This is a genomic window from Pseudomonas sp. SLBN-26 (assembly GCF_006715895.1).
GTDB lineage: Bacteria > Pseudomonadota > Gammaproteobacteria > Pseudomonadales > Pseudomonadaceae > Metapseudomonas > Metapseudomonas otitidis.
Genome location: NZ_VFOB01000001.1, coordinates 4,167,786 through 4,184,465 on the forward strand (window position 1 = coordinate 4,167,786; position 16,680 = coordinate 4,184,465).

Below are 16,680 nucleotides of genomic sequence, written 5' to 3' on the forward strand. Positions count from 1 at the left end.
TGCCAGCCTCGATGCTACGCCCGAGCGGCCCGCCGCCCCTGGCGCGGCATGACAGCCCGACCGGCATATGACGACAGATGCGTACACCTCTCAGACGACTGCTCTCGCTTCTTCTGCTGGCCACCGCCAGCGCCGCCCTGCTGGGCCTCTACCCCTATCGCCAGGCCTTGCTGCCGGTGGCGGACGACCTGCCCACCGCGCGCCAGCGCCTGGCCGACCACCTGAGCCTGTACACCCCCGCCGGTGACGGCCCGTTCCCCACGGTGCTGGTGTTCCACGGTTGCAGCGGGCAGAGCCCCGGCTTCGTCGACAACGTCCGCGACTGGCTGCTGCCCCAGGGCTATGCCCTGCTGTTCGTCGACAGCTTCGGCGCCCGCGACATCCGCGACTGGCACCCGGTCTGCGACGGCAAGCGCCTGTGGGGCAACGAGCGCGCCCTGGATGTCTACGCCGCGCTCGACCTGGCCCGCGCGATGCCCAAGGTGGACCGCCAGCGCCTGGCCCTGCTGGGTTACTCCCATGGCGGCTGGACCATCCTCGATGCCCTGTCATACGACGGCGCTGCCGGCCACGGCTTCCCCGCTGCCGGAGACGGCGCGCTCGACGGCGTACGCGGCGCCATCGCCTTCTACCCCTACTGCGGTTTCCCCGCCCACCTGCGCCAGGGCGTGGCCCATAGCGCCCCGGTGCTGATGTTCCTCGGCACGGCGGATCGAATCACCGACCCGCGCCAGTGTCTATCAGCCATGGAGGGGCTTTCGCCGGAGCGGCTGCAGGTGGTGCAGTACGCCGGGGCCGGCCATGTGTTCGACCAGCGCAGTGACCTGAATACCTACCAACCCGGGCTGGCCGAGGATGCCCATCGGCAAGCCCAGGCCTTCCTCCAGGAAACCCTGGGGGCAGCCCCGTGAAAAGGAGAGAACCATGAACAAGCACGTTGCCGTCATCCTGTCCGGCTGCGGTGTCTACGACGGCGCCGAGATCCACGAGAGCGTCATCACCCTGCTGCGCCTGGACCAGCGCGGGGCCAAGGTGCAGTGCTTCGCCCCCAACGTCGCCCAGCACCACGTGCTCAACCACCTCACCGGCGAGGAAATGCCCGAGAGCCGCAACGTACTCACCGAGTCCGCGCGGATCGCCCGTGGCGCCGTGAAGGACGTGCGCGAGCTGAAGGCCGAGGACTTCGACGCGCTGATCATCCCCGGAGGCTTCGGCGCCGCGAAGAACCTCAGTGACTTCGCCTTCAACGGCCCTGCCTGCCAGGTCCAGCCGGACGTGCTCGCCGCCGCCCAGGCCTTCGCCCAGGCCGGCAAGCCCGTTGGCCTGATCTGCATCGCGCCGCACCTGGCGGCGAAGATCTACGGCGAGGGCGTCGCCTGCACCATCGGCAACGACGCCGACACCGCCAAGGCCCTGGAAAGCATGGGCGCCCAGCACGTCGAGTGCGCTGTCGGCGACATCGTCGAGGACGAAGGCCGCAAGCTGGTGAGCACCCCGGCCTACATGCTGGCGCAGTCCATCAGCGAAGCCGCTTCCGGCATCTACAAGCTGGTGGACCGGGTGCTGGAACTGACCCACGCCTGACCCGCGCCTGCCCCCTGAGGAGCGGCCGCCCGGCCGCCCCTCCAGGCCGATCCGGCCATTCCCTCCGCTGCACGGGCCAGCCCCCTTGTCCGAGCACCTGCGGCTGCGGCAGCGTCGAATCCCTGCCTTTCGTGCCCAGGTGCGCCATGCCCGACAACACCTTCATCCTCACCCCGGAGCTGCAGGACGCGGTGCGCCAGTTCTTCGAGCGCATCCCCTTCAACCAGTCCCTCGGCATCCAGCTGGATGAGCTGTCCGCCGAGCGGGTGACCATGCACCTGCCGATGAAGCCCGAGCTGATCGGCAACTTCGTCCACGGCATCCTCCACGGCGGCGTGATCGCCTCGCTGCTGGACGTCACCGGCGGCGCCATGGCGCTTATCGGCGCCTTCCAGCGGCACCAGCACCTGTCCACCGGCGAGCGCATGGCGCGGCTCTCGAAGCTCGGCACCATCGACCTGCGCATCGACTACCTGCGCCCCGGACGCGGCACGCGGTTCACCGCCACGGCGGTGCCGCTGCGCGCGGGCAACAAGGTGGCGGTGGTGCGTTCGGAACTGCATGCCGACGACGGCACGCTGGTGGCGGTGGGGACGGGTACCTACCTCTGCGGCTGATCAGCCCCGGCTGAGGCGTGTCAGCAGGCGGTCCAGCGCATTGGCGAAGGCCTGGCGCTCGCGCTCGCCATAGGGGGCCTGGCCGCCGCCCATCTGGCCCTGGTCGCGCAGGTCGGTCATCAGGTTGCGCACTGCCAGGCGCTCGCCCATGTTGCGCTCGTCGAACTCGCGGCCCCGAGGGTCGAGGGCCGCCACACCCTTCTTGATCAGCCGGTCGGCCAGCGGCACATCGCTGCAGATCACCAGGTCGCCCGGCTCGGCCTGCTCCACCAGGTGATCGTCCGCCGCATCCGGCCCGCTGGGCACCACCACCAGGCGCACGCAGGCGAAGGCCGGCTTGACCTGGCTCTGGCCGGCCACCAGCACCACCTCGAAGTGGCGCTTGAGGGCGAACTTGATGACCTGGTCCTTGGCTGCCCGGGGGCAGGCATCGGCATCGATCCACACACGCATGGGCGTCTCCTGCAGGGAAATGGGCGCGCAGTATGCCAGCGGACGGGCTCCGACGCCGACGGGAGACGAATCGTACGCCCCTTCATTGCCACCAGGGCGCCATCACCGCCCGGCCTTTTCGCATATACTGCGCCGGCTCGTCCCGGCACCGTGACGAAGCCCCCTCGCGTGGGGATTGGCAGGACGCCGCCGTACAGCCAGTGCACGCCTGGATCAGCCCTCACCGGCTGGCAGTATCAAGGATTGGAAGAGGCCGTCATGCTCCCCCGTGCACTCACCGCCCTCGCGGTCTGCATTCCCCTCGCGCTCAGCGGCTGCACCGCCTTTCGCAGCTACCAGAGCGAACTCACCGAAACCAGCCAGTACCTCGCCAGCGGCAACGTCGACGGCGCCATCGGCCTGCTCGAAGCCAACAACGACGGCGAGGACAAGGACCTGCTGTATTACCTGGAGAAGGGCGAGCTGCTGCGCTCCCGGGGCGACTTCGCCGGCAGCCAGGCCGCCTGGCGCCAGGCCGACCAGCAGGTGTACCGGTGGGAAGAGGCGGTCAAGGCCGACCCGGGCCGCTACCTGGCCGAGTTCAGCGCCTACCTGATCAACGACAAGATGCGCCGCTACGAGGGCTACGACTACGAGAAGGTCATGCTGACCACGCAGATGGCCCTCAACGACCTGGCCCTCAACGACTTCGACAGCGCCCGCACCGAGATCAAGAAGACCCACGAACGCGAGGCGCTGATCGCCGAACTGCGCGACAAGGAATACCTCGAGCGCGAGGAAGAGGCCGAGCGCCAGGGCGTCACCACCGAGCTGAAGGACCTCAACGGCTACCCGGTGGGCGCCCTCAACGCCCCCGAGGTGCTGGGGCTGAAGAACAGCTACCAGAGCGCCTTCAGCCACTACCTCGCCGGCTTCGTCTACGAAGCCCTCGGCGAGCGCGGCCTGGCCGCCCCCGGCTACCGCAAGGCCGCCGAGCTGCGCCCGGAGACGCCGCTGCTGGAACAGGCCCTGCTGGACCTCGATTCACCGCCACCGGAGGCGGACGAAAGCGAGGTGCTGGTGGTGATCCAGAGTGGCTTCGCCCCGGCCCGTGACTCGGTGCGCATCCCCCTGCCGCTGCCCCTGGATTCGGGCCTGGTGGTCAGCACCGTGTCCTTCCCGATACTGCGGGACGACAACACCACCCGCCCGCCTTCCGACCTGCTGATCGACGGCGAGGCCGCCGAGCTCACCGAGCTGGGCAGCATCCGCGCCATGTCCTACCGCGCCCTGCTGGACGACATGCCCGGGATCATCCTGCGCACCACCGTGCGCGCCGTCTCCCGTGGGGTGGCGCAGAAGCAGCTGAACGACAACGGCAACCCCTGGGCGAGCCTCGCCGTGGGCTTGATGTCGACCCTCACCGAAGGCGCCGACGAGCGCACCTGGCGCACCCTGCCCAACAGCATCCGCGTCGCCCGCCTGCGCCTGAGCCGGGGCGAGCACCGCCTCACCCTGCCCACCGCCCACGGGCTCGCCGAGCTGGATCTGAAGGTGGAACGGCCCTACCAGGTCATCCCCGTCCGCGTGGTGGCCGGCCAGGTCTTCGCCCACGGCGCCGCCACCCGAACCCCAACGCCCGGCGTGCCCGCCGTGGCCAGCACCCACATGCCCTGAGGACACACATGCGCACCTTACTGATCGCCGGGCTCACCCTGGCCCTGCTCACCGGCTGCAGCCACGAAACCGCCTCCAGCAAGCTGGCCCCCATGGGCGAGGTGGAGGACATCGAGGTCGACACCATGCGCGTCGCCCGCGAGAACGGTTTCCTCACCGTCAAGGTGAAGCTGGTCAACACCCACAAGCAGAACCGCACCCTCTACTACCGCTTCGCCTGGCTGGACAAGGACGGCTTCCCGGTCGCCGGCGAGGAAGCCTGGAAGGCCCTGCCCCTCTACGGCTCGCAGACCACCTACCTGCCCGCCATCGCGCCGGTGCCCCAGGCCACCGACTTCCGCCTGGAAATGAACACCCCTGACTGACCCTGAACCCGACCGTCAAGCGAGAGCCCCCATGCGCCTTTTCCGCACCACCTGCATCGCCGCCTTCGTCATCGCCGTTTCCGGCTGCGCCTCCAAGCCCTCGCCGGTGCTCGGCGGCGGCAACATCAGCTACGGCGACAGCAAGGCCGTCGAGCTGATCACCAACGAATTCGGCTCCACCGACCTGCAGATGATCGCCGAGTCCATGACCCGTTCCCTGGCCCAGTCCGGCGTGCTGCGCGGCCGCCCGGTGATCCAGGTCTACGACGTGAAGAACAAGACCAGCGAATACATCGACACCCGCGAGATCACCACCAGCATCAAGACCCAGCTGCTGAAGTCCGGCACCGCCCGCTTCGCCAGCGACAACACCGACATGCAGAGCCAGGTGGACCAGCTCAAGCTGCAGAACCAGAGCGGCCTGTACAAGAACTCCACCGTCGCCAAGACCGGCAACATGGTCGCCGCCAAGTACCGTCTCGAAGGCTCCATCAGCTCCATCGTCAAGCGCAGCAGCGACTACAAGGACGTGTTCTACAAGTTCAGCCTGCAGCTGATCGACGTGGAAAGCGGCCTGGCGGAGTGGATGGACGAGAAGGAAATCCGCAAGACCACGGAGCGCTGACCCATGCGAGCACTGATCGGCCTGTTGGCCGCGGCCCTGGCCTTCGCCAGCCAGGCCGCACCCAAGGTGGCGGTGGCGGACCTGGCCTACGAGCAGCAGGTGAGCCAGTACTTCCGCACCGTCGACTCCAAGGACAACGCCCAGTACGGCCCCTACACCGGGCATTCCTCCAGCAGCTACCACGAGGAAGAGGGCAACTACAGCTACGTCGAGCGCGGTGAGCTGCGCAAGTTCTCCGGGGACATCCGTGGCGAGATCATCAAGCGCGGGCGCTTCCAGCTTGTCCAGGCCCGCCCCTTCAGTGGCGACCCGGAAAGCCAGGCGATCTACGACGTGATCCAGCGTATCCGTGACGGGCAGTTCCCCGGTGCCGACTACGTGCTGTTCGGCACCGTGTCGGATGCGGACTTCCGCCAGGACACCAACGCCCTGGACAACACCGACAGCTACTCCAGCGTGCTGGGCCTGACCCTGGTGGCGGACTTCAGCCTGATCGACACCAAGACCTTCCAGGTGTCCTCGGCCTTCACCGCCATGGGCGAAGCCCAGGACGTGAAGCTGGTGAACGGCCGTGATGCACGCATCAGCCACAACCGTGGCCGCGTGGTGCGCGAGGTGTCGCGCTCGCTGGGCGAAGACGTCGCCCGGCAGATGGAAGAGCAGCTGGGCGGTGGCACCACCACCTTCGACGTCCAGCCCATGCAGCCGGCGCTGCCGCCGGACGAGCCGGCGCGCATCCTGCGCTGACCCGGCGTGACGGGCGGCCCACAGGGGTCGCCCGTCCGACCCCCTCAGACCCGGTAGAACGCCTGGCAGCACTCACGCAGGGCGTTGGAGAGGCTGTCGTCCTCCAGTTCGATCAGGTCCAGTTCCAGCTCATCCGGCAGCATCTGCGCCACCAGCGTCGCCAGGCGCCGACGGCCGCCCAGGTCGGAGCCCGTCACGCCCAGCAGCAGGCGCGGCTCGGGGCCGATGGCGGGGTCGCGCAGGGCGGCCAGGTAGGCCTCGGTCAAGCCCATGTCACGGCAGGCGGCATGCAGCGCACGCTCCAGCGGCGGATGGCTGACGGGGGCGATGGCGAGGTCGGGGGAGTCGCCGTAGACCCCGGCGTGGGTATGGGATGGCGGCATGCCGGTGCTCCGCAAAAGAAGACCGGCAGCCTATTGGCCGGGCGCCGCGCTGTCGCGGCGCCGGGTCACGCTTGGGGCATCGACTGCATCACGCCGGGGCGCGGCGCACGGTGGCCAGCAGGGCGGCAGCGCCGACGAACAGCGCAGCGAAGGTGCGGTTCATGGTGCGCTGCTGGGCCGGGGAGCGCAGCAGGCGCAGCACCTTGGCAGCCAGGCCGGTGTAGCCGGCCATGACGATCAGGTCGACGGTGATCATGGTCGCGCCCATCACCAGGTACTGCGGCAGCAGCGGGGCGTGGGGGTCGATGAACTGCGGCAGCACGGCGAGCATGAAGACGATCGCCTTGGGGTTGCTCACGTTCACCAGGAAGCCGCGCAGCACCATGGTCAGCGGTCGGCCCAGAGGACGCTCGCCGGCACCGGCGTCGAGGTCACTGGGCAGCGCGCGCCACTGGCGGTAGGCCAGGTAGGCGAGGTAGGCCACGCCGAACCACTTGATCAGCCCGAAGGCCATGGCCGAGGTGGCGAGGATGGCGCCCACGCCGGCAGCGACGATGGCGATCTGCAGCGCCAGGCCCAGTTGCAGGCCGATGGCGTTCCAGTAGCCACGCAGGAAGCCGTATTGCAGGCCGGAGGACATGGACGCGATGGCGCCCGCGCCAGGGGACAGGCTGATCACCCAGCAGGCGACCAGAAATGCGAGCCAGGTGTGCAGAGCCATGGCAGGACCTCGGGAATTTCAGGGTTGGGGTCAGGCAGCCTACTCCGCAGCGGGTTCGCTGCACAGCCCCCGGCCGGCGCTCAGCGCCAGCGGCGCACGGCCTTCTGGAAGAACAGGCTGTTGGGCACCTGGATCAGCGCGCCAGCGGCCCCTTCGGTGACGTCCTGCAGGGTGGTGTAGAAGAGGTTGATGGCCACCACGCGGCCCTTCACACCGGGCTTGTCGGCGCTCTCCACCACCTCCACCGTGTCGCCCAGGCGGAACGGCCCGAGGGAGAAGATCAGCACCGCGCAGAACATGTTGGAGAGGACGCTCCAGATGGCGAAGAACGCCACCGCTGCCACGGCGGTGAAGCCGGTGATGGCCGTCCACAGCACCTCGGCCGACACCCCCAGGCGCTCCAGCACCAACATGAAGGCGCTGCCCAGGATCATCCAGCGCAGCAGGCCGCGCAGCGGCAGCAGCAACTCCTGGGGCAGCTGCGGGTAGCGATTGCCCAGGCGGGTGATGCCCCGCGTCACCAGGCGCTGGACCAGCCAGGCGAGGAACAGGATGAGCAGCACCTGTGCGCTGCGGATCAGCGGCTCGCTCCAGGCGGCCAGCAGGTCGAGCTCGTCCATCAGTCGGCGGCCTCCAGTTGGGCCTGCAGCGACTCGAGGTGCTCCAGGGCTTCCAGCCACTGTTCTTCCAGCTCGGCCTCGCGGGCCTTCAGGCGGGCCTGTTCGGCCAGGGCCTCACGCAGCTCGTCCTTGCGCGCCGATTCGTAGAGGCCGGCGTCGCCCAGGCGGGTTTCCACCTCGGCCAGTTGCTCGTGGACCTTGCCCAGGTCCTTCTCCAGCTTCTCGGCCTGCTTCTTGAACGGCGCCAGTTGCTGACGCAGGGCGGCGGCGGCCTGGCGCTGGGCGCGCTTGTCGGTGCCGGCGCCATTGGGGGCCGAGGGAGCGCTGCTGGCCGGCGCCTGGCGGGCACGGTAGTCGACGAGCCAGCGGGCGTAGTCGTCGAGGTCGCCATCGAAGGGCTGGATGCGGCCGTCGGCCACCAGCAGGAACTCGTCGGTGGTGCTCTTGAGCAGATGGCGATCGTGGGAGACCACCAGTACCGCGCCGGCGAACTCCTGCAGGGCCATGGTCAGCGCCAGGCGCATCTCCAGGTCCAGGTGGTTGGTGGGTTCGTCGAGCAGCAGCAGGTTGGGTTTCTGCCAGGCGATCAGCGCCAGGGCCAGGCGCGCCTTCTCGCCACCAGAGAAGTTCAGCACCGGCTCGTCGCAGCGGTCGCCGCGGAAGTCGAAGCCGCCGAGGAAATCGCGCAGGGTCTGCTCGCGCTCGGCCGGGGCGATGCGCTGCAGGTGCAGCAGCGGGCTGGCCTTGGGATCGAGGGAGTCCAGCTGGTGCTGGGCGAAGTAGCCGATGGCGAGGTTCTCGCCCCGGGCCAGGCGTCCGGCGACAGGCGCCAGCTCACCGGAAAGGGTCTTGATCAGGGTGGACTTGCCCGCGCCATTGGGGCCGAGCAGGCCGATGCGCGCACCGGGAACGAGCTGCAGCTTGACCTGCTGCAGCACCACCTTGTCGCCGTAGCCGAGCTGGCCTTCGGACACGTCCAGCAGCGGGCTGGAGATCTTGTCTGCCTCGCGGAAGACGAAATCGAAGGGCGAATCGACGTGGGCGGGCGCCAGTTCCTCCAGGCGCTCCAGGGCCTTGATACGGCTCTGCGCCTGGCGGGCCTTGGTGGCCTGGGCCTTGAAGCGGGCGATGTACTTCTCCATGTGCGCACGCTGGGCCTGCTGCTTCTCGTAGGCCTGTTGCTGCTGCGCCAGGCGATCGGCGCGGGTGCGCTCGAAGGCCGAGTAGCCGCCGCGGTAGAGGGTCAGCTTCTGCTGCTCCAGGTGGGCGACGTTGTCCACCACGGCATCGAGGAAGTCGCGGTCGTGGGAGATCAGCAACAGGGTGCCGGGGTAGCCCTTGAGCCATTCCTCCAGCCAGAGGATGGCGTCGAGGTCCAGGTGGTTGGTGGGCTCGTCGAGCAACAGCAGCTCGGACGGGCACATCAGCGCCTGGGCCAGGTTCAGGCGCATCCGCCAGCCACCGGAGAAGTCGCCGACGCGGCGGTCCATCTGCTCGGCAGTGAAGCCCAGGCCGGCCAGCAGCTTGCGGGCGCGGGCATCGGCGGTGTAGCCGTCGGCGCTGTCCAGCTCGACGTGCAGGCGCGCGATGGCGGTGCCGTCATGGCCGGCCTCGGCGGCGGCCAGTTCGGCCTGCACGCGGCGCAGGTGCACGTCGCCGTCGAGGACGTAGTCCACCGCCAGGCGGTCGAGGGTGTCTACCTCCTGGCGCATGTGGGCGATGCGCCAGTCGGCCGGCACGAAGCAGTCGCCGGCGTCTGGGCCGAGCTCGCCGCGCAGCAGGGCAAAGAGGCTGGATTTGCCGGCACCGTTGGCGCCGATGAGGCCGACCTTCTGGCCGGTGTGCAGGGTCAGTTCGGCGCCTTCGAGCAGGCGCTGGGGACCGCGCTGTAGAGTGAGGTTCTGGAGTCGGATCATAATGGCGGCGGAGTTTATCAGCTTCATTCCGCCACCGCCCGGTACACGCCATGCCCCCCGATCTATGGAATTTCGCCCTGCAACTCTACGCCCGGCCCGGCGTCGAGGCGGCCTGCCTGGCGCTTCAGGAAGAGGGCGCGGACGTCTGCCTGTTGCTGGCAGCCCGTTGGCTGGAGGCGCGCGGCGTCACCTGCACGCCCGAGCGCTGCGACACCCTGCGCAATCTGGCAGAACCCTGGCAGCGAGACGTGGTGATGCCCCTGCGTCGCCTGCGCCAGGACTGGCGAGACGGTGCGCAACAGGATGGGGAACGGGCGGCCCTGCGGCAGCGGTTGAAGGACCTGGAGCTGGACGCGGAGCGGGCATTGCTGGCGCGCCTGGAGCAGGCTGCCGCGCATTGGCCGGCGAGCCAGGACGAGCAGGGTTGCTGGTTGGAGGCCTTGGCGGGGGATGCCGGGAAGGCCTGCGACGCGCTGGATCGACTGCGCGCCGCAGGCCGGATGCCTTAGGCGGACGGCGTCGCCGGAGCGGCGGACTCGGGGGTCGCAGCAGGAGCAGCCGGAGCCGCGGCGGGTGCAGCCGGTGTGGCCGGCTTGGCGGCAGGAGCCTTGGCTACAGCCTTGGGCTTGGCAGCGGGTTTGGCGGCCGGCTTGGCGGCGGGTTTCGCAGCAGCAGGCTTGGCCGCAGCGGGCTTGGCAGCAGCCGGTTTCGCGGCGGTTGCCTTGGCCGGGGCCTTGGCGGCCGGTGCTTTGGCTGCCGCTGGTTTGGCGGCAGGCTTGGCAGCTGCAGCAGCCGGCTTGGCCGGGGCGGCCTTGCTGGCAGCCGGTTTGGCGGCCGGTTTGCTCGCGGCCTTGGCCGGCGCCTTCGCGGCAGGCTTGGCAGCGGGTTTCGCGGCGGCCTTGCTGGCGGCGGGTTTGGCCGCAGCCGGCTTCGCGGCCTTGGCGGGCGCGGCCTTGCTCACGGCGGGCTTGGCAGCCGGTTTGGCGGCAGCAGGTTTGGCAGCGGCCTTGGTGGCCGGCTTGGCCTTGGCTTCACGGGCGGCGAGGGCCTTGTTGGCGGCTTCCTTCACCTTGCCGACGCCCTGGGCCAGCTTGAGGCTTTCCTGGGCATCACGCTTGAGCTCGATGATGTAGGCACGGGTCTCGGCCTGGCGGGCCTTGAGGGCTTCGAGCAGCTCCTCCAGCTCGGCGATGGCGTCTTTCGCCTTGGCCTGGGCCTTGGCCTTGCCGGCCTTGGCGGCGTCCTGCAGCTTGGTGCGGGCGCCGTGGAGTTTCTCCTGGGCCTTGCCGCGCTGCTTCTCCAGTTTGGTCAGCAGTTTCTCGGCATCGACCAACGCCTGGCTGCAGGCGTTCTCGAGGTGTTCGATCAGGCTGTGGGACAGTTGCTGGAGCAGGTGCAGCGGGGTGCTAACGGGCTTCTTCTTGGCCGACATGGCGCGCCTCCGGGCGGTCGATGGTGCGGCCCATACTAGACCCCGATTCAACGCGTCGCTAGCTCCCTGCCGCGCACCGGTTCACGGCGCTGGCATAATCGCAGCCCCTGCCTTCCGGAGTGTTTTCCATGCGCCGTCTCGCCCTGTTGCCCCTGTGCCTGCTGCTGGGTGCCGCGCATGCGGCGGACGACCAGAAGGACCTTGCCTACAGCATGGGCGCGAAGATCGGCGAGCGCCTGCGCGCCGAGGCGCCAGGGCTGCCGCTGGACGAGCTGCTGCGCGGGCTTTCGCGGACCTACAAGGGCGAGAAGCCCGAGTTGGACCCGGCGCGCATGGAGAAGCTCCTGGAACACCACGAAGCGAGCCTGGAGCAGGCCGGCTCAAGCACGAAGCGGGCGCAGACGGCAGAGAAGTATGTCCTGGCCCTGGAGCGGGGCAAGTACGGCGTGAAGGAGTTGCCCGGCGGCATCCTGGTGACCGAGCTGCGCCACGGCAGCGGCCCGAAGCCTTCGGCCAACGGCCAGGTGCGGGTGACCTATCGCGGCCAGCTGGCCGATGGCAGCGTGTTCGACGAGAGCAGCACGCCGCAGTGGTTCCGCCTGGACAGCGTCATCACGGGGTGGCGGGAAGCCTTGCAGCAGATGCCGGTGGGCGCACGCTGGCGGCTGGTGATTCCTTCGGAGAAGGCCTATGGAGCGGAGGGCGCCGGGGATGTGATCCCACCCCATGCGCCCCTGGTGTTCGAGCTGGAGCTGCTCGAAACGAAGTGATCAGGCGAGCTGGGTCGCCTGGTCCTGATGGGCGGTGTGCAGCACCTCGATGAGGCAGTCCTCCAGGTCGAAACGCTCGTGCAGCAGTTGCCCCAGGCGTTTCAGCTCGGTCTTGAAGCAGATCTCGCGGTTCTCGCTGCCGTCGCAGCAGTCGTTGAAGCCGAGCGCGGCCTCGGTGATGGCCTCGATGCGCGGGTAGATCTGCTTGGCCAGTTCCAGGCCGCGCTGATCTCCAAAGGCCCGCGCCTCGTTCATCAGTTGCTCGTAGACCTCGAAGTGGCCGGCCGAGACATAGTCCACCAGCACTTCGCAGAAGCCTTGCAGCGCCTCGGGCGATGGCACTTCGGGGCTGTGGTCCAGGCGGGTGAAGACGCCGATGAGTTCCTGGCGTTCCTGCAACCAGCGGTCGATCAACTGGTGTACGCCACCCCAGCGTTCCTGGGCGTTCTTGCAGCTCTCGAGCATGATGACCTCGCGTCCCTAACCATTGATGCTGTCGTCTGCACCGAGACGGTTTTTTGTCGATCGGGGCATGTGAAGGGAGACGGGACATGGAAGCGGCAGCTTTCCGACGTCACGTGCGGGCCAGAGTATGCCGCTGCCAACGGGCCTTCAAGGCACCCGGCGGGAAAATTTCATACAGGCGTTTGATCGTCGAACCGCGCCATCTCTGGCCCGCTGGGGCCAGGCATGGCGGGAGGGGAAGTCAGGCGCGGCGCAGCAGCTGGAACAGCGAGAAGAGGATGCAACCGGCGAAGGCCAGCAGGCTCCATTCGGGGATGCTCATGCCAAACAGCGTCCAGGTGACCTCGGCGCAATCGGCGGTGCCATGGAGCATCAGCTTGACGATCTCCTGAAACGGCAGCGCCTCCATCATGAACTCCAGGCTCGGCAGGCAGGCCGGCAGCTGGTCGGCCGGAACACCCTGCAGCCAGACCTGGCGCCCGGCGGTGGCGGCACCACCGGCGGCAAACAGCAGCGCCAGCACCGAGTAGACGCGACGGCCCTTGACCTGCGGGTTGTGCAGCGCCGCCGCCAGGCAGGCGATGCCGAACAGAATGATGAAGATGCGCTGGACGATGCACAGCGGGCAGGGCTCCAGCCCCTCCACATGCTCCAGGTAGAGGGCACCGGCCATCACGGCGACGCAGGCGAGGAAGGCGGCGAAGAAAAGCGGACGCGGGCTGGCCAGGCTCATGGCGGCTCCCAGGGAAATGAAAGGCCGTTACGGTAGAGGAAGGGCCTTGGCCTTTCAAGACGACGGGCTAGTCTGCAGCGGGTACCCATCCGGAGAAGAACGCCATGCGTCGGTTGATCCCGCTCCTGCTGCTCGCCCCGCTGCTGGCCGAGGCCCGGCTGCCCCTGGAACAGATCCGGCTGCCGCCGGGTTTTCGCATCGAGGTGCTCAGCGACCAGGTGCCCAATGCACGGGAAATGGCCTGGGGCGCGGACGGCACCCTGTTCGTCGGCAGCAACGCCGCCGGTAATGTCTATGCGGTGGACCCGGGCAACGGTCGCGCACGCATCATCGCCAAGGGCCTACAGATGCCCGTGGGCGTCGCCTTCCACCAGGGCGACCTCTATGTGTCGGCGGTCAGCCGCATCCTCCGCCTGCGCGACATCGAGTCGCGGCTGGACGCGCCACCCAGCCCCGAGCAGGTCGGCCCGGACTTCCCCACGGAGACCCACCACGGCTGGAAGTTCATCGCCTTCGGCCCGGACGGCAAGCTGTACGTGCCGGTGGGCGCGCCCTGCAACGTCTGCGAGCGCGACCCGGACCTGTACGCTGCCCTGCACCGCATGAACCCCGACGGCAGCGGGCTGGAGCTGGTGGCCCGGGGCATCCGCAACACCGTCGGCTTCGACTGGCACCCGAAGACCGGGCAACTGTGGTTCAGCGACAACGGCCGCGACCTGATGGGGGACGACGTGCCGGACTGCGAACTCAACCGGATCAGCACCACCAACCCGCATTTCGGTTTCCCCTACTGTCACGCCGGCACGGTGGCCGACCCGCAATTCGGCGGGCGGGCCTGCAGCGAATTCGTGCCGCCAGTGGCCAGGCTCGGACCCCACGTGGCCCCGCTGGGACTGCGCTTCTACACGGGCACGCAGTTCCCGGCGGCGTACCGAGACAACCTGTTCATCGCCGAGCACGGCTCATGGAACCGCAGCCAGAAGATCGGCTACCGCATCAAGCGCGTGGAACTGAATGGGGACGGCAGCCTGAAACGCCAGAGTGTGTTCGCCGAAGGCTGGCTGCAGGGGCAGCAGGCCTGGGGCCGGCCTGCCGATGTGCTGGTGGCCCCGGACGGGTCGCTGCTGGTGAGCGACGACCAGGCCGGGGCGATCTACCGCATTCGCTACGACGCCGATCAGGCGCGCTGATCGGCGGGTTGCGGCAGGCGGGGCAGGCGCTCCGCCAGGCCCTCCTGGAAAAGCTGGTTGCTGCGTTCCAGCTCGCCCATGTGCGCCAGCAGGCGTGCCAGCTCGCCGCACAGTTCCGGCTCGCGGCCGAAGCTCAGGCCCGTCTCGAAGTAGTCGCGGGCCTTGCCCCACAGGCTGTTCTGCAGGCTCAGGCGGCCCAGGGTGAGGAACAGCACCGGATCGCCCGGCTGCTCCTTGAGGAAGCCCTCGGCGGTCTGCAGCTGGCGCGCCGGGTCAGCCCCGCGCAGGCGGCCGTAGAAACGCACCAGCTCGCGGTCGTAGCCGCGCTTGAGGGCGATGCGCACGGCTTCCTCGGCTTCGGGCTCGGCGCCCAGGTGGCGCAACTGCTCGGCAAAGGCCAGCACCAGGCGCGGTTCGGCACGCTGGGCTGCAGACAGGTGCTGCCAGGCCTGGATCAGGGGGTTGAGGGCGTTCTCGCCCTCGTTCAAACCGGCCTGCCCGGCATGCACCAGGCGCTCGCTCCAGGCATTCAGTTCCAGCTGGGCGATCTCCGACTCCGGCAGGGCCTTGTTCTTGCGCAGCTCCGGAACGAGCCCCACCAAGGCCGCCAGGTCGCCGCGCTGGCGCTGCAGCTGGACCAGCTGGCGCAGCACCTGGTGGTGCTTGGGGTGGTGCTCGTGCATGGCCTTGAGGGTGTCGAGCGCGCCATTCAGGTCGCCACGCTCCTGCTGCAACTCGGCATGGGCCAGGGCGATGGCCAGTTCGGCCTGGGGCTGGCGCTCCAGGGCCCGCTCCAGCAGTTGGTCGCTCTCTTCGTACTGGCCGATGCGGTTGGCCGCGCGGGCCGCGCCCAGGTAGAACATCAGCGGCTGCGGATCCGCCTCGGCGGCGCGGCGCAGGTGACGCAGCGCACGGGCCCAGCGGCCTTCGGCCAGGTCGAGCAGCCCCTGCTCCGAGGCCAGGCGCACACGGCGCCGGGCATTGCGTCGCGACCAGGGGTTGATCACCCCGCCGGAGACGAAGATCAGGCTCAGCACCAGGCGCACGCCCCACACCAGCAGCGCAAGCACGGCCACCAGGGCGAGGAAGGCCCAGAGGCTGGATTCATAGCGGAAGCCCTTGTAGGCGAACAGCACGTAGCCGGGGTGCTGGACCACGGCGACGCCCACCAGGGCGACCGCAGCGGCCACCAGCAGGAGGATCAGGACGATGCGTCTCATTGGCCCTGGCCCTCCGCTGCCGGCGTGTCTTCGAGGTCCTGGCCGGCGGCCGGCTCAGCCTGCGCCGGGGCCTTGGCCTGGCCCTTGGGCTCGGCGATGCGCTGGCCACGGGCGAGGTAGGCCTGGACGGCCTCCAGGGCCGGGGCCAGGTCCGGCGTGCTGACTTCGACCGGCTGCTCGGCGAGCTCGCCAAGGCGGGCCATGAGGGCGCGACTCTCGGGGTTCTCGTCGTTGAACTGGGTGTCCAGCACGTCCCGGGCCTGCTTCAGCGACTGCTGGTAGACCTGGGTCTGGCCGTGCAGCGCCGCCCACTGGGCCTGCTCCAGGGCCAGGGAGAGGGCCAGACGGACCTGGGACAGGCCCTGGCCGCTGAGCAGCGGCTTGATGTTCTGGTCGGCATCGAACTGGATGCGGAAGTAGTGGGAGAGCTTCTCCAGCCATTCACCCCACCAGCTGCCGCCGTCGCCTTCGGCGGCCATGTTGCGCAGCACGCCACCCTTGTCCTCGAAGGCCGGGGCCAGGGGCTGCAGGCTGGCCGCCTGCTCGCGCAGGGCGCCGAGCTGGAGGAACAGGCCGGTGCGGTCCGGCTGCGGGGTGGTGCGCAGGGCTTCGAGGCTGCGGGACAGCTGCTCGCGGGCGCCGAAGGCGGCCGGGTCGTCCTGCTCGCGGAGGATGTCGTCGGCGGCTTCCACCAGGGCCTTGGCACTGGTGATGTCCTGCAGGGCGGAGAGGCGCAGGCTGGCCAGGCGCAGCAGGTGCTCGGCCTCGGCCAGGCGCCAGTCCTTGCGGCTGGCGCCGAGGACGCTTTCCACCCGCTGGCTCAGGCGCTGCTGGTCGTTCTGCAGGTTGGCCAGCAGGCGGCGACGCTCGTCCAGCTCCTCGGGGGTCGGCAGGCGGTCGATGCGCTCGGCCAGGCGCTTGTCGCTCTGCTCCAGGCTCTGGGCGCGCCCCTGGGCGTCCTGCACCAGGCTTTGCTGCTGCTGGTCACGGGCCTCGATGGTGTGCAGTTGCCAGAGGCTCCAGCCGCCGACGCCGGCACCGGCGGCGCCGATGAGCAGGGCGAGAAGGGCAAGGCCGTTGCCTCGCGCGGCGGGCTTGCCGGTGGGGGGCACGACGGCCTCGGAAGCCGGGGATTGCTGCTCGGGTTTCACCAGGTCTGCTTCGCTCACGTATCCATCCTTTG

20 protein-coding genes are annotated in these 16,680 nt (G+C 69.1%); 10 read left to right on the forward strand and 10 right to left on the reverse strand.

Annotated elements, in window-relative coordinates; translation table 11 throughout:
• Positions 1–77 precede the first annotated feature (77 nt).
• The 3 genes from FBY21_RS19240 to FBY21_RS19250 all read left to right on the forward strand — a co-directional run bounded on the left by FBY21_RS19240 (position 78) and on the right by FBY21_RS19250 (position 2,201).
• Positions 78–911, forward strand: coding sequence for a dienelactone hydrolase family protein (locus FBY21_RS19240; protein ID WP_142013001.1), 834 nt, complete (start codon positions 78–80; stop codon positions 909–911).
• Positions 912–924: 13 nt separating this feature from the next.
• Entirely contained in the window at positions 925–1,584 is a 660-nt protein-coding gene (elbB, locus tag FBY21_RS19245; protein WP_044400901.1) for an isoprenoid biosynthesis glyoxalase ElbB, read from the forward strand.
• 146 nt (positions 1,585–1,730) lie between these two features.
• Positions 1,731–2,201, forward strand: a complete 471-nt coding sequence (locus FBY21_RS19250; protein WP_142013004.1) for a thioesterase family protein — start codon at positions 1,731–1,733, stop codon at positions 2,199–2,201.
• Here the strand turns inward: FBY21_RS19250 and FBY21_RS19255 are convergent, their stop codons facing one another.
• Entirely contained in the window at positions 2,202–2,654 is a 453-nt protein-coding gene (locus FBY21_RS19255) for a YaiI/YqxD family protein (RefSeq protein ID WP_044400895.1), read from the reverse strand.
• Positions 2,655–2,912: 258 nt separating this feature from the next.
• Between FBY21_RS19255 and FBY21_RS19260 the strand changes: the two genes are divergently transcribed.
• Genes FBY21_RS19260 through FBY21_RS19275 form a run of 4 tightly spaced genes read left to right on the forward strand, consistent with a single transcriptional unit; the run spans position 2,913 to position 6,047 of the window.
• Positions 2,913–4,310, forward strand: a complete 1,398-nt coding sequence (locus FBY21_RS19260) for a COG3014 family protein (RefSeq protein ID WP_142013007.1) — start codon at positions 2,913–2,915, stop codon at positions 4,308–4,310.
• An 8-nt stretch (positions 4,311–4,318) separates the two neighbouring features.
• Positions 4,319–4,675: a YcfL family protein gene (locus tag FBY21_RS19265; protein ID WP_069559515.1), complete on the forward strand. Its 357-nt coding sequence runs from the start codon at positions 4,319–4,321 to the stop codon at positions 4,673–4,675.
• 31 nt (positions 4,676–4,706) lie between these two features.
• The gene (gene lpoB / locus FBY21_RS19270; RefSeq protein ID WP_044400886.1) at positions 4,707–5,300 is read left to right on the forward strand and encodes a penicillin-binding protein activator LpoB; all 594 of its coding nucleotides are present in this window, start codon (positions 4,707–4,709) and stop codon (positions 5,298–5,300) included.
• Between the two features lie 3 nt (positions 5,301–5,303).
• Positions 5,304–6,047 carry a hypothetical protein gene (locus FBY21_RS19275; RefSeq protein WP_044400883.1) on the forward strand — a complete coding sequence of 248 codons (744 nt, stop codon included), beginning with the start codon at positions 5,304–5,306 and terminating at the stop codon, positions 6,045–6,047.
• A 44-nt stretch (positions 6,048–6,091) separates the two neighbouring features.
• Here the strand turns inward: FBY21_RS19275 and FBY21_RS19280 are convergent, their stop codons facing one another.
• From FBY21_RS19280 to FBY21_RS19295, 4 genes are all read right to left on the reverse strand, one after another.
• Positions 6,092–6,430 carry a hypothetical protein gene (locus FBY21_RS19280; protein WP_044400880.1) on the reverse strand — a complete coding sequence of 113 codons (339 nt, stop codon included), beginning with the start codon at positions 6,428–6,430 and terminating at the stop codon, positions 6,092–6,094.
• 88 nt (positions 6,431–6,518) lie between these two features.
• On the reverse strand, positions 6,519–7,151 hold the full coding sequence (locus tag FBY21_RS19285) for a LysE family transporter (RefSeq protein ID WP_044400877.1): 633 nt from the start codon (positions 7,149–7,151) through the stop codon (positions 6,519–6,521).
• Between the two features lie 80 nt (positions 7,152–7,231).
• Positions 7,232–7,771: a mechanosensitive ion channel family protein gene (locus tag FBY21_RS19290; RefSeq protein ID WP_074967019.1), complete on the reverse strand. Its 540-nt coding sequence runs from the start codon at positions 7,769–7,771 to the stop codon at positions 7,232–7,234.
• A complete protein-coding gene (locus FBY21_RS19295) occupies positions 7,771–9,687 on the reverse strand; it encodes an ATP-binding cassette domain-containing protein (RefSeq protein ID WP_142016518.1) in 1,917 nt (638 codons plus the stop codon). The genes FBY21_RS19290 and FBY21_RS19295 overlap by 1 nt, the downstream gene beginning before the upstream one ends.
• Positions 9,688–9,737: 50 nt before the next feature.
• Here FBY21_RS19295 and FBY21_RS19300 point away from each other — a divergent pair, with 50 nt between their 5' ends.
• Positions 9,738–10,196, forward strand: coding sequence for a TIGR02444 family protein (locus FBY21_RS19300; protein ID WP_142013009.1), 459 nt, complete (start codon positions 9,738–9,740; stop codon positions 10,194–10,196).
• Here the strand turns inward: FBY21_RS19300 and FBY21_RS19305 are convergent.
• A complete protein-coding gene (locus FBY21_RS19305; protein ID WP_142013011.1) occupies positions 10,193–11,119 on the reverse strand; it encodes an AlgP family protein in 927 nt (308 codons plus the stop codon). The genes FBY21_RS19300 and FBY21_RS19305 overlap by 4 nt on opposite strands.
• Before the next feature lie 128 nt (positions 11,120–11,247).
• Between FBY21_RS19305 and FBY21_RS19310 the strand changes: the two genes are divergently transcribed.
• A complete protein-coding gene (locus tag FBY21_RS19310) occupies positions 11,248–11,889 on the forward strand; it encodes an FKBP-type peptidyl-prolyl cis-trans isomerase (RefSeq protein WP_142013014.1) in 642 nt (213 codons plus the stop codon).
• Here FBY21_RS19310 and FBY21_RS19315 read toward each other — a convergent pair whose 3' ends face one another.
• Positions 11,890–12,354 (reverse strand): Rsd/AlgQ family anti-sigma factor, encoded by a 465-nt coding sequence (locus tag FBY21_RS19315; protein WP_044400860.1) that lies wholly within the window; start codon positions 12,352–12,354, stop codon positions 11,890–11,892. It lies immediately after the preceding gene.
• 241 nt (positions 12,355–12,595) lie between these two features.
• Positions 12,596–13,087, reverse strand: a complete 492-nt coding sequence (locus FBY21_RS19320; protein WP_107328750.1) for a disulfide bond formation protein B — start codon at positions 13,085–13,087, stop codon at positions 12,596–12,598.
• Between the two features lie 104 nt (positions 13,088–13,191).
• On the opposite strand from FBY21_RS19320, the gene FBY21_RS19325 reads away from it, so the two are divergent.
• Entirely contained in the window at positions 13,192–14,277 is a 1,086-nt protein-coding gene (locus tag FBY21_RS19325; protein ID WP_142013017.1) for a PQQ-dependent sugar dehydrogenase, read from the forward strand.
• On the opposite strand, the gene FBY21_RS19330 is transcribed toward FBY21_RS19325, so the two are convergent.
• The gene (locus FBY21_RS19330) at positions 14,265–15,497 is read right to left on the reverse strand and encodes a heme biosynthesis HemY N-terminal domain-containing protein (RefSeq protein ID WP_107328748.1); all 1,233 of its coding nucleotides are present in this window, start codon (positions 15,495–15,497) and stop codon (positions 14,265–14,267) included. The genes FBY21_RS19325 and FBY21_RS19330 overlap by 13 nt on opposite strands.
• Complete coding sequence (locus FBY21_RS19335) at positions 15,494–16,666, reverse strand: uroporphyrinogen-III C-methyltransferase (protein WP_142013020.1); 1,173 nt, start codon at positions 16,664–16,666, stop codon at positions 15,494–15,496. Before FBY21_RS19335 ends, FBY21_RS19330 begins: the two co-directional genes overlap by 4 nt.
• Between the last annotated feature and the right edge of the window lie 14 nt (positions 16,667–16,680).

What these genes read in the sequence shown, in the direction of transcription:
- FBY21_RS19240 (WP_142013001.1), top strand. Translation starts at nt 78, where the DNA reads ATGCGTACACCTCTCAGACGACTGCTCTCGCTTCTTCTGCTGGCCACC.
- elbB (WP_044400901.1), top strand. Translation starts at nt 925, where the DNA reads ATGAACAAGCACGTTGCCGTCATCCTGTCCGGCTGCGGTGTCTACGAC.
- FBY21_RS19250 (WP_142013004.1), top strand. Translation starts at nt 1,731, where the DNA reads ATGCCCGACAACACCTTCATCCTCACCCCGGAGCTGCAGGACGCGGTG.
- FBY21_RS19255 (WP_044400895.1), bottom strand. Translation starts at nt 2,654, where the DNA reads ATGCGTGTGTGGATCGATGCCGATGCCTGCCCCCGGGCAGCCAAGGAC.
- FBY21_RS19260 (WP_142013007.1), top strand. Translation starts at nt 2,913, where the DNA reads ATGCTCCCCCGTGCACTCACCGCCCTCGCGGTCTGCATTCCCCTCGCG.
- FBY21_RS19265 (WP_069559515.1), top strand. Translation starts at nt 4,319, where the DNA reads ATGCGCACCTTACTGATCGCCGGGCTCACCCTGGCCCTGCTCACCGGC.
- lpoB (WP_044400886.1), top strand. Translation starts at nt 4,707, where the DNA reads ATGCGCCTTTTCCGCACCACCTGCATCGCCGCCTTCGTCATCGCCGTT.
- FBY21_RS19275 (WP_044400883.1), top strand. Translation starts at nt 5,304, where the DNA reads ATGCGAGCACTGATCGGCCTGTTGGCCGCGGCCCTGGCCTTCGCCAGC.
- FBY21_RS19280 (WP_044400880.1), bottom strand. Translation starts at nt 6,430, where the DNA reads ATGCCGCCATCCCATACCCACGCCGGGGTCTACGGCGACTCCCCCGAC.
- FBY21_RS19285 (WP_044400877.1), bottom strand. Translation starts at nt 7,151, where the DNA reads ATGGCTCTGCACACCTGGCTCGCATTTCTGGTCGCCTGCTGGGTGATC.
- FBY21_RS19290 (WP_074967019.1), bottom strand. Translation starts at nt 7,771, where the DNA reads ATGGACGAGCTCGACCTGCTGGCCGCCTGGAGCGAGCCGCTGATCCGC.
- FBY21_RS19295 (WP_142016518.1), bottom strand. Translation starts at nt 9,687, where the DNA reads ATGATCCGACTCCAGAACCTCACTCTACAGCGCGGTCCCCAGCGCCTG.
- FBY21_RS19300 (WP_142013009.1), top strand. Translation starts at nt 9,738, where the DNA reads ATGCCCCCCGATCTATGGAATTTCGCCCTGCAACTCTACGCCCGGCCC.
- FBY21_RS19305 (WP_142013011.1), bottom strand. Translation starts at nt 11,119, where the DNA reads ATGTCGGCCAAGAAGAAGCCCGTTAGCACCCCGCTGCACCTGCTCCAG.
- FBY21_RS19310 (WP_142013014.1), top strand. Translation starts at nt 11,248, where the DNA reads ATGCGCCGTCTCGCCCTGTTGCCCCTGTGCCTGCTGCTGGGTGCCGCG.
- FBY21_RS19315 (WP_044400860.1), bottom strand. Translation starts at nt 12,354, where the DNA reads ATGCTCGAGAGCTGCAAGAACGCCCAGGAACGCTGGGGTGGCGTACAC.
- FBY21_RS19320 (WP_107328750.1), bottom strand. Translation starts at nt 13,087, where the DNA reads ATGAGCCTGGCCAGCCCGCGTCCGCTTTTCTTCGCCGCCTTCCTCGCC.
- FBY21_RS19325 (WP_142013017.1), top strand. Translation starts at nt 13,192, where the DNA reads ATGCGTCGGTTGATCCCGCTCCTGCTGCTCGCCCCGCTGCTGGCCGAG.
- FBY21_RS19330 (WP_107328748.1), bottom strand. Translation starts at nt 15,497, where the DNA reads ATGAGACGCATCGTCCTGATCCTCCTGCTGGTGGCCGCTGCGGTCGCC.